Genomic DNA, 8,392 nt, shown 5'->3' with positions numbered 1-8,392 from the left:
TCCATGAAGAACCTGGCCCATAGCGCATCCTTTGATTCGGAGGATAAGGATGCCCCATCAAAGCCTGGGATCAAACAAGTAGGCCGTGCTGGAAGGCGTAGGCGGTCGCTGCGGCGCGCGAGTTGACCGCGAGCTTGTCGAAGATGTTGGAAACGTGACGGTCGACGGTCTTTTCGCTGAGGCCAAGTTCGACCGCTATCGTCCTGTTTGTCTTGCCGGTGGTGATATGGGTTAGCACCTCTATCTCGCGCCGCGTCAGGCCGTGCGCCGATGGCGTGGTGGGCCTGGCCAATGCGTTGAGGCGATCGAGATCGGGCGCGGCGCCGAGTTCCACAAAAATCGAACGCGCGGCATCGAATTCGAGTCCCGCGCCATCCTCGTCCACGAGCATACGGCAGGCTTGGCCGGCCAGCACGCGCAGCCGCGCCTCCAGATAGGGAGCGCCGGCGCGTTGCCAGATCGCGAGCGCCGCGCGGAAGTGACCGAGCGCAGCCGCGGCGTTGCCGTCGTGCATCTCGATCTCGCCTCGTGCCTGAGATGCGATCGCACCCAGTATCTCGGTCGCGAACCGGCTGGCGGTCGCTTCCAGCTCACGGCAGGCGTTGCGGGCCTCCTCGATCGCCCCGGCGGCGATTGCAATTTCGATCATCGCCGGAAGCAGGCGGGCACGGCTGAGCGGTGCTTCGGTGGTGGCGAGCACACGGCGCAGGGTGGCTGCCGCCTGCTCCGTGCGACCTTGCATCAGGCGCAGCAAGGCCATGCCCGGCTGCGGCTCGAGTCCTAGCCGGCTGGCATTCCGGTACATCTCCTCGGCGGCGGCGAATTCGCCGCGCAGGCGGTGGATTTCGGCTTCTTGATAGGCGGCGCCCCCGATCGTGTTGTCGCGAGCCGCCTTGGCAACAGGAGAAGATGCCGCACGGCGCGATTCCGCGATCGCCTCCGGCCAATTGCCGTTCATTTCCATGATCTCTGCCCGGTGCAGCATGCAGGCACCGTTGAATTGAACCAGTTGCGGCTGCGCTCCGCACCAGGCCGACAGCGCATCCGTCCATTCGCGGGAGCGATCGAGCGCATAGACCTGGCGGCACTCGGCGATGAGATTGCAATAGACCAGCCCGGTGATTACCGGCGAGAGCTCGCCGCCGATGACGGGCAACATGGCTTCATCCAGAGAGGCGATGCCTTCCTCGACGCGCCCCTGCCGCACCAGGGCGCGACCGAGAACGCACCGGGCGAAAGCGACCAGGTCGATATCGCGACAGCGCTCGCCTATCGCAAGTGCCTGTCTTGCATGCGCAGCGGATGTTTCATCACTGCCTGCCCTGAGATCTTTCTGTGCCGCCAACAAGGCCAGATAGCCTTGTGTCGAGCATTCGCGACCAAAGCTCTCCACAAGGCGCTGCGCCCGCTGCAGCCATGCGGTTGCGCGGCCATGCTCGCCCAATGCCAGAAGCCGGGAGCCATGGAAGCAGGCCCAATATGCCGCTCTGTCGTCACGGCCCGCATCGCTGTGCGCTTTGACCAGGCGTTCGGCTGCGGCAAGGATATCGGGATCGCGATCAAGCATTCCAGCCGACCAGAACATGCGCTCCAGATCGTCTGTTCCCAAAGCGGTGACTTCGTCCGCGGCCCGCAGCAACTCCAGCGCATCCGCCCAAGCCCGCCTCTCATAGGCGTCGCGGGCGCGTCGGAGCATTATGGCAACGCTGTCCATCGACAAGACATAGCACCGGCCGACAGATTTCCGAAAGACCGTCCAGCATGCGCACCCGCTCACGCACCGGCCAGCGGGATCGAAACGCCGATGGCGCAGTAGGAGGACCGGCGCCATGAATTGACACGGCGCACGGGCCAACCGAAACTGCCGCTGCGGCTGGAACAGAATCGGAAGCAAACTGGTTCCGGGTTCGTAGCGGGGATTTTTCTTCTGCGCATAACTGCGGGAGTATTTCGTGGCCACCACCATCACCTCCCTTGTCCTCTTCCTCATCGGTCTCATTCTCGGCGGCGGCGGCATCTGGCTCATCGCGCTGGGCGGCAGTTGGTATTACCTGATTGCCGGCCTGGTCTTCCTGATCACCGCCTGGCTGCTTTTCAGGCGCAGGTCGACCTCGCTCTGGCTCTACGCGCTGTTCGTGCTCGCCACGCTATGCTGGGCGGTGTGGGAAATCGGCTTCGACTGGTGGCAACTCGGCCCGCGTGGCGGCGTCATCGTGCTCGTCGCCTTGTGGCTTTTGACGCCATGGGCAAGGCGAGGGCTGCGGGGGCCGGACGGACGCGCGCTGCTGATCCTGGCCGTGCTCGCCTCGCTTGCGGTCGCCGGCTATTCGATGACGGCCGATCCTTACGACATCGGCGGCACGCTCGGCACCGAAAAGGTGGCAGCGGCGGCCAATCTTGGCGGCGACATGCCGGCCGGCGAGTGGCATTTCTACGGCCGCACGCCTTTCGGCCAGCGCTATTCGCCGCTCGACCAGATCACGCCTGACAACGTCGCCAAGCTGCAGCCGGCCTGGACCTACCGCACCGGCGACGTGAAGGGCCCCGACGATATCGGCGAGACGACCTATCAGGTGACGCCGCTGAAGATCGGCGACACGCTGTTCATCTGCACGCCGCATAATTTCGCCATCGCCATCGACGCCGCGAGCGGCAAGGAGAAGTGGCGCTACGATCCGAAGATCAAGCTCGACCCCAACCGCCAGCACCAGACCTGCCGCGGCGTGTCCTATTACGCCGACGCCAAGATCGCCGCCGGCCAGCCTTGCGCCGCGCGCATCTACCTGCCGACGTCGGACGCCCGGCTGATCGCGCTCGATGCCGCGAACGGGCAGGTGTGTCCGTCCTTCGCCGAGGGCGGCACGCTGAACCTGATGGCCAATATGCCCTATCCGAAGTCGGGCTATTATTATTCGACCTCGGCGCCGCTGATCGTCGGCGGCAAGATCATTGTCGGCGGCGCGGTCAACGACAATTACTCGACCGAGGAGCCCTCCGGCGTCATCCGCGCCTTCGACGTCGATACCGGCGCGCTGCTGTGGAACTGGGATTCCGGCAATCCGGATGTGACGACGCCGCTGCCCGCCGGGCAGACCTACACCCACAACTCGCCCAACATGTGGTCTACCGCGAGCGCCGACGAGAAGCTCGGGCTCATCTACGTGCCGCTCGGCAACCAGACGCCGGACCAGCTCGGCATGGACCGCAGCGCCGATGTCGAGAAGTTCTCGTCATCGATCACCGCTCTCGACCTCAACACCGGGCAATTGCACTGGGTGCGGCAGACCGTGCATCACGATCTGTGGGACATGGACGTGCCGGCGCAGCCGTCGCTCGTCGACATCACCACGGCGAACGGCGTGGTGCCGGCGCTGGTCGGGCCGACCAAGCAAGGCGATCTCTACGTGCTCGACCGGCGCACGGGCGAACCGATCATTCCGATCAAGGAAGTGCCGGCACCAGGCGGCGCGCTCCAGGGCGATCACGCTTCGCCGACGCAACCGGCCTCCGACCTGTCCTTCAATCCGAAGCCGCTGACCGGTGCCGACATGTGGGGCATCACCATGTTCGACCAGCTGGCGTGCCGGATCGAATTGAAGAAGCTGCGTTATGAGGGCCGCTACACGCCGCCCTCGCTGCAGGGCTCGCTGGTCTATCCCGGCAATTTCGGCGTCTTCAATTGGGGCGGCGTCGCGGTCGATCCGGTGCGGCAGGTGATGTTCGGCATGCCGACCTATCTCGCCTTCACCTCCAAGCTCATCCCGCGCGCGGACGTGCCGCCGCCGGGCGATACCAAGGGCAGCGAGCAGGGGCTGAACCGCAACGAAGGAGCGCCGTACGCAGTGGTGATGGGACCGTTCCTGTCGCCGCTCGGCATTCCCTGCCAGGCGCCGCCCTGGGGCTATGTCGCCGGCGTCGACCTCAAGACTGGAAACATCGCCTACAAGCACCGTAACGGCACGGTTTACGACATGACGCCGCTGCCCTTGCCCTTCAAGGTCGGCGTCCCAGGCATAGGCGGACCGATGATCACGGCGGGCGGCGTCGCTTTCCTGGGCGCCGCGGTCGATGATTATCTGCGCGCTTACGACCTCACCACCGGCAGGCAGCTCTGGCAGGCGAGGCTGCCGGCGGGCGGCCAGTCGACGCCGATGACCTATACGGTGGCCGACGGGCGCCAGTTCGTCGTCATCGTCGCCGGCGGCCACGGCTCGGTCGGCACCAAGCCGGGTGATTATGTGATGGCCTACACGCTGCCCAAATAAGGCAGGGCGGCGTCAGGCTTCAAAGCCCGAGATGACCCCTCAGGCTCGGTACCTGGTCCAGCACCTGATTGGTCAAGTCAGGGCCGGCAGCGGCTTCCGCCTGCTGGATCAGTGTCGTGCCGGCCTTCTGGATCTGCGCCATGTCGAGGCCGGACGCCTTGAGGGCAGCAACGCCGTTGATCAGCGCGCCGGCCTTTTCCCCGAGCACGCCGCCCAGCGCGCCCTGCAGTGACGACAAAAGGCCGCCGCCCGAATTGGTCGCCGCGCCGGCAGCCATCACGTCATATTTCTGGGCCAGCGCATCGGCGCCGGGAATCTGGTCGAAGAAAGACGAAACGCTAGTGCCTTCCGCCTCGTGCTCGAGCACGGAAAAGATGGTGCCGACAACCTTCTCGGTGGTCGGCTCGTCGAGGCCGGCCTTCGAGGAAACGGCGTTGATGATATCCTGGATGTTCATGGCATTCCCCTTTTCGTCATTCGTATCGGTAGGGCGGCTGAGGCAATTTCGCACCCTGATGTGACGGCACCATCAAGCCTTTCGGAAATGACCAAAATGTGATGAATCGAGCTGGCTTGTCGGTGCGACGGCGGGCTGGCTCCACCAGGGCTCCCCCGCAGGTCACGGCGCGTGACTGGACCGTGCGATACTCGACCCTATCTTGCGGGTCGCCCGCCTAGCGCGCCACGTCGGACGTGTCGCGCTTTAGGTTGTTGCTTGATGCATGTCGTTGTCCCAAAACCGCTGCGCACTTTTGGGCGACATGCACTAGACGTCGAGGACAATCATGACCAGCCCCGTTGCAAAGCCCGTCGTCACGCAGCCTGTCATCACTCAACCTGTCGTCACTCAGGCGATGATCGATGCCTATGACGAATACACGCATCTGACGCTCGACCGCCGCCGCTTCATGGAGCAATTGACGAAGCTGGCGGGCTCGGGCGCCGCGGCGGCCGCGATCGCGCCGATGCTGGCGGCCAACTCCGCCCAGGCGGCGATCGTCGCCGAGGATGACAGCCGCGTTAAGGGCGAGGACATCACCTATCCCGGCTCAGGTGGCGAAATGAAGGGCTATCTGGTCAAGCCGGCCGATCAGCAGGGCAAGCTCGGCGCCGTCATCGTCATCCACGAGAACCGGGGGCTGAACCCGCATATCCGTGATGTCGCCCGGCGCGTGGCGCTGGAGGGGTTCGTCGCATTGGCGCCGGACTTCCTGTCGCCGCTTGGCGGAACGCCTTCCGACGAGGACAAAGCGCGCGACATGTTCACCAAGCTTGATGCGACCCGAGTCGCCGCCGACGGCGTGGCGACGATCGCCTATCTCAAGGGCCTCAAGGACGGCAACGGCAAGGTCGGCGCGGTCGGCTTCTGCTGGGGCGGCGGCGCGGTGAACCAGCTTGCCGTCCATGCGCCCGACCTCAGCGCCGGCGTAGCCTATTACGGCATGCAGCCCAAGGCCGAGGACGCCGCGAAGATCAAGGCGCCGCTGCTGCTCCACTACGCCGGGTTGGACCAACGCACCAACGCCGGCATCGACGCCTACAAGAAGGCGCTCGACGCCGCGCATGTCGAATACAAGGTCTATGTCTACGACGGCGCCAACCACGCCTTCAACAACGACACCTCGGCCGCGCGCTATGACAAGAAGGCCGCCGACCTCGCTTGGGGCCGGACGATTGCTTTCCTGAAGGAGAAGCTGGCTTGAGGCACGTTGATTTTCAGGTTGAGCCCGCCCTGCGAACGGCGCCTCCACAGCCGTCGGCAGATCATTCCTGCGCCGGTTTGTGGAAGGCCACCCCGGCGATGACCAGCGCAACGCCGATGCAGTCGGTGACGCTGGGTATCTGGCGCAGCACGATGACGCCGATCAGCGTTGCCGTGAGCGGCAGGAGCGAGAGCATCAGCGCGAAGCTCGCGCGCGGCAATCTCGCCATGGCGAGCTGGTCGCAGATATAGGGGATGACCGAGGAGCAGACGCCGACACCGATCGCAGCGGCGAGCAGTTGCGGCGACGAGAAGGCGGGCAGCGCCTCGCGAAAGCCGATGGGCAATACGACGAGGAATGCGACCGCCATGGCAGCGCCGAGGCCCGCAATGCCGAAGCCTGCCCGGGCGACGCGGTGACCGATCACGATGTAGCCGACGAAGAGGGCGCCATTCAAAAAGGCCCAGAACAAGCCGATGGCATCGCTGGACCATTTCACATCGATGAGAAGCAAGGTGCCGACAACGGCAACGGCGAGCGCGGCAAGGTTGCGCCGGCTGCGCAGGCCGACCAGCGCGACCGCGATCGTGCCGACGAATTCGATCGCCCCCACCAGCGAGATCGGCAGCCGGTCGAGCGCCAGATAGAACGAGCAGTTCATCACCGCCAGGCAGGCGCCGAAGGCCAGCAACAGGAGCCGCTGAGCGCGATCGGCGCGGGCGAAAACGCGCCAGGGCCTGGTCAGGGGGGCGAAGATGACAGCAGCGGTGGCGATGCGCAGCCAAGCCATGCCGAGCACGCCGACCTGAGCGAAAAGCAGCACGGCGAAGGCCGGCCCGAGATAATGGAACACGGCGCTGACGCAGAACCAGACATGCGGCGGCAACGCGTTGGCCGTTCTTGCAAGTATGGCGGTGCCGGCGAGGGCGGAGCGCGCATCGGTATCACCGGTGGCCCGGTTTGCAGTTGGAATTTGCGTTTGCGTTTTCATGCGAGCATTATCGCAGGCGAAATCTGCAAATCATATGCGCAACGAATGACTAGGCGGTTCTTTAGCCTTGTGATGGAAGAGCTTTGGTTTGAAAAACCTTCGAAATGAAAATGTCGATCTGGACGCGATCGATCTGAAGCTCCTGCGGCTGCTGGAAAAGGACGCGCGCATCAGCACGGCGGAACTGGCGCGCGCGGTCGGGCTGTCGGCGCCGAGCGTGGCGGAGCGTATCGCAAGCTGCAGGAGAACGGCGTGATCGAGGCCTATACGGTCAGGATCAATCCGGCTGCTCTCGGCATGAAACTGTCGGCATGGCTCAGGATCAGGCCGGTTCCGGGACAGCTTTCCATGGTGGCGGACATCATCCGCGAGCTGCCGGAAATCGCGCAATGTGACCGGGTGACCGGCGAGGACTGCTTCATCGCGCTCGCCCATGTCGGGTCTATGAGCGAGCTCGAGCGCGTGATCGACCGGATCATTCCCTATGCGATGACCAACACCGCTATCATCCAGTCGTCACCGGTCGAGCCGCGCTCGCCGCTGGGCGGGTTCAGGCAGAAGTGACGGGCTCAGGCGTGGCCGCGCTTCACGCGCGCCTGCTTCAGAATCGCGCGCCAGCGGATCATGTCGAACGGGATAGGTTCGTTGTTGTTGGCGATGTGGAAGATCTCGTTGTTGACGTTCTTCAGCGATCGCCAGAAATCATAGTCGGTAATGCGTGGATCGGCCGCCAAGCGCTCCACTTCGACCTTGATGTCGGTTTTCATGCACTGTCCTCGCACCGCATTCCGCCAGCCCGCGCGCAAACCCCGTACGGCGGTTTTCGAACGCGCCAGTGAGTCGTTCAACGGACTCAACCGACTTGTTCACGTTAAAACCTTGGTAAGGTTAACGCGGGCATCCGGATGGATCAAGCGCCCTTGCGCCTGATGCCGATCGAGCGACCGGCGCGCTCCGGCATCGGCAGCGCCGCATGGGCGGCGCGCATGGCCTCGACCTGGGCCATCACATCGGCGGGGAAGGGAGCGACCTTCGGTCCCTCCATGTCGACATGCAGCGATAGCGATTCGGACGTCGCCGCCAGCCAGCCGTCGACATGACGGATTTCCTGATAGGCGCGCAGACGCTTCTCGTCATGGTCGATCAGTTGGAACGAGACATTCACCTTGTGGTCGAGGTGCAACTCCTGCACGTAGCAGACATGAACTTCGGCAGTGTAGATGGTGAGGCGCCGCTCCTTGGCGTAGTTCGGCCCCATGCCCATCAGCTCGAACGCCTGGTCCGAGCAGCGGTCGAACAGCACATTATAGTAGGCCATGTTGAGATGGCCGTTATAGTCGATCCATTCCTTCTCGATCGCCATTGGGCCGGAAATGATCGGTGCGGGGATCGTCATTTTGGTTTTCCTCGATGGTCGCTGGACAGGGCGGACG

The 8,392-nt window shown here is 64.2% G+C and carries 7 protein-coding genes and 1 pseudogene; 3 read left to right on the top strand and 5 right to left on the bottom strand.

Annotation, left to right across the window (positions count from 1 at the left end; translation table 11 throughout):
- Positions 1-70: 70 nt before the first annotated feature.
- Positions 71-1,966, bottom strand: a complete 1,896-nt coding sequence (locus LB553_RS21845; protein ID WP_224516369.1) for a helix-turn-helix transcriptional regulator — start codon at positions 1,964-1,966, stop codon at positions 71-73.
- Here LB553_RS21845 and LB553_RS21840 point away from each other — a divergent pair.
- Positions 1,953-4,265: a glucose/quinate/shikimate family membrane-bound PQQ-dependent dehydrogenase gene (locus tag LB553_RS21840; RefSeq protein ID WP_224516368.1), complete on the top strand. Its 2,313-nt coding sequence runs from the start codon at positions 1,953-1,955 to the stop codon at positions 4,263-4,265. The genes LB553_RS21845 and LB553_RS21840 overlap by 14 nt on opposite strands.
- A gap of 19 nt (positions 4,266-4,284) precedes the next feature.
- Here LB553_RS21840 and LB553_RS21835 read toward each other — a convergent pair whose 3' ends face one another.
- The gene (locus tag LB553_RS21835; RefSeq protein WP_224516367.1) at positions 4,285-4,722 is read right to left on the bottom strand and encodes a hypothetical protein; all 438 of its coding nucleotides are present in this window, start codon (positions 4,720-4,722) and stop codon (positions 4,285-4,287) included.
- A 328-nt stretch (positions 4,723-5,050) separates the two neighbouring features.
- Here LB553_RS21835 and LB553_RS21830 point away from each other — a divergent pair, with 328 nt between their 5' ends.
- Positions 5,051-5,968: a dienelactone hydrolase family protein gene (locus LB553_RS21830; protein WP_224516366.1), complete on the top strand. Its 918-nt coding sequence runs from the start codon at positions 5,051-5,053 to the stop codon at positions 5,966-5,968.
- Positions 5,969-6,029: 61 nt separating this feature from the next.
- Here the strand turns inward: LB553_RS21830 and LB553_RS21825 are convergent, their stop codons facing one another.
- Entirely contained in the window at positions 6,030-6,959 is a 930-nt protein-coding gene (locus LB553_RS21825) for an EamA family transporter (RefSeq protein ID WP_224516365.1), read from the bottom strand.
- Between the two features lie 88 nt (positions 6,960-7,047).
- On the opposite strand from LB553_RS21825, the pseudogene LB553_RS21820 reads away from it, so the two are divergent.
- Positions 7,048-7,523 (top strand): annotated as a pseudogene (locus LB553_RS21820) (Lrp/AsnC family transcriptional regulator).
- Between the two features lie 5 nt (positions 7,524-7,528).
- Here LB553_RS21820 and LB553_RS21815 read toward each other — a convergent pair.
- Positions 7,529-7,726: a hypothetical protein gene (locus tag LB553_RS21815; protein WP_224516364.1), complete on the bottom strand. Its 198-nt coding sequence runs from the start codon at positions 7,724-7,726 to the stop codon at positions 7,529-7,531.
- Between the two features lie 143 nt (positions 7,727-7,869).
- Positions 7,870-8,355 carry a thioesterase family protein gene (locus LB553_RS21810; RefSeq protein ID WP_224516363.1) on the bottom strand — a complete coding sequence of 162 codons (486 nt, stop codon included), beginning with the start codon at positions 8,353-8,355 and terminating at the stop codon, positions 7,870-7,872.
- Positions 8,356-8,392 lie beyond the last annotated feature (37 nt).

This window comes from Mesorhizobium sp. CA8, assembly GCF_020164955.1.
Classification (GTDB): domain Bacteria; phylum Pseudomonadota; class Alphaproteobacteria; order Rhizobiales; family Rhizobiaceae; genus Mesorhizobium.
Note: the sequence above shows the minus strand (reverse complement) of the source record. Positions and strands in the feature narration are given on the sequence as shown.